The sequence below is a fragment of the Thiomicrospira sp. genome (assembly GCF_014859555.1).
Taxonomy (GTDB): Bacteria; Pseudomonadota; Gammaproteobacteria; order Thiomicrospirales; family Thiomicrospiraceae; genus Thiomicrospira.
The window spans coordinates 1-2,023 of sequence record NZ_JACUTY010000123.1 but is presented as its reverse complement, the minus strand read 5'-3'; the positions used below and the strand labels follow the sequence as shown (position 1 = coordinate 2,023).

Genomic DNA, 2,023 nt, shown 5'->3' with positions numbered 1-2,023 from the left:
AAATACGCCATATTGCGACCCACCAGGCCTGGTGGTTTCCAAAAATTAAAATGGCTTACACCACAATCATGCCAACCACTCTTTTTCTATAAATCCCAACCGCTGATTTAAATCAAAGCGCGATTTGGCTGATTTAAAATAGGCATTGTGGCTGTAACTCAAATTTTTAGAAGCCAACAGTGATTTTTCGTCCGCCACCATTTTTGTAATGGCTTGTAACACTTGCTGATAAGCCTGTTCAAAGCCGTTGATATCAACGCCTGACTTGTGCACGCCATAGGCTAATAGCTCATCGGCATAAAACACCGCATCATCCACTTTTGATTTTTCAGCCGCATGGCGTTTTTGAATCACAAACCGATAAATACGATAGGCTTTGAGCATTTGCTCGTAAACAGGTGAATTTTTATCGCCATTAAACAGCGAATATAAAGCATGCTCTTTAGACTGGCTAGCTTCAAAAATATCTTCAAGTACTTTTGATTTGGCGTTCTTAGCCACCTCGGGCAGCTCATTAAAGGTGGCATACCAAAATTTGAGCACCACATCGCTGTGCACCGATTCATTCATTTGTAAACTCAACTGGGCATCGAAGCTTTGGCCCCGCTTGGTTAAATACCCAATCCCCTGCAATTCAAATAGTGTTTTTGCAAAGGCGTTAAAATCCTTATTGCTCACCTTATCCCGATAATTAATCGGTGATTGCGTATTAGTAGCATCGGTAATTTTTTCCAGCACATCCGGTTCATTGGTTTCATACAACCGTATCAGCACATACACCCCTTCTAGCTTTTCTGGGGCGGTTTGATATATCTCGTAAATCACATGGGTGGTTTGTAGCCCATTGACAATCACTGGGTTTTTAGTTTCAACAGGATAAGCGCCGGCTTGCATTTCTCGCGGAATCTTCACCTGCTCGGCAATAATCGTAATCCCGTTATTAAGAAAAGGAAAATACTCGGCATAATCACTCTCCAAGGTTTCACGAATTTTTTTATTGGTTTTGTTGTCGCGTAAAAAACCACGAATGTTCTCACTAAAAACCGTGTCAATGCGTTTGTTGATGGATTTTTCTTTGTCCAATAACTGACATAAATCAAGTGCAGTTAATCGAAAGTTGATGGCCTTAATATTTTGAATCTGAAAAGAGATCAGTGCCTGAGGATCTTGTTTTAAAGAAATATTGGACTTTTCTGCCATAAAACTAAAACGCACTTCTTTACGCTTTTTATGATCCATCAATAAATCATCGATTCGCTCATATAACGCATTCGAATCGTAAACTTTAAGGTATTCGGCGTGCGCTTCATGGCGCTCAATCAGCGGTTGATTCTGTGCGGTTATTTCACCATTAAAGACAAAATAAAGGCGTGTTTCAACCACCTTGCCCGCGCGCACCACTGATTTATATTTTTCCAAGGCCGCAGCCACCCGATCATTCAAAGGCAAATTTGCCGCATTATCCATCACAAACAGATTGCGGTAATCATTAACAAACTTAGCCAACTCGTTATCACCTAAATGGGCGGTGTGCTTTATCTGAAAAATGTGAAGCGTGCAGTCATGCTCCTCTTCATCCAAATAAATCCCATCTAAGCCAGCATCGTGTGAACCACTGCCATTAACGATGGTAGATACATTGTCTAGCACTTCGTCGAAGGTCATGTCTAAAAACGCGGCAATACACAACACTTCAAAAGCAAAATCCTCGCGCAATGAAAACTTATTGACAATGCGTTGCTTAAATCCATCTAAAAATAATGCCTTGTTCATCTTTTAAATTCCTTTTAAACATCATGCCGTTTCGACACGTCAATCAAGTACGCCAACAATCTCGATACACACCAAGCCTGGTAGTTTTAAACGTTTAGCTTTGATTGCTTACCCACCACAAGCGGATTCATAAAACTTAATGTATTTCGGTGCGATGTGCTCGGATTCGTATAACCCGCAAACAACCCTTTCAAAAACGGTTTGTTCTAGCATTTGGGCACCTCGATTAACCCCTGGTTGATTCTGCGGG

The 2,023-nt window shown here is 41.1% G+C and carries 1 protein-coding gene; it reads right to left on the bottom strand.

Annotated features, from left to right (window positions below):
• Positions 1–66 precede the first annotated feature (66 nt).
• Positions 67–1,773: an AIPR family protein gene (locus IBX48_RS10410; RefSeq protein ID WP_296834317.1), complete on the bottom strand. Its 1,707-nt coding sequence runs from the start codon at positions 1,771–1,773 to the stop codon at positions 67–69.
• Between the last annotated feature and the right edge of the window lie 250 nt (positions 1,774–2,023).

What these genes read in the sequence shown, in the direction of transcription:
- IBX48_RS10410 (WP_296834317.1), bottom strand. Translation starts at nt 1,773, where the DNA reads ATGAACAAGGCATTATTTTTAGATGGATTTAAGCAACGCATTGTCAAT.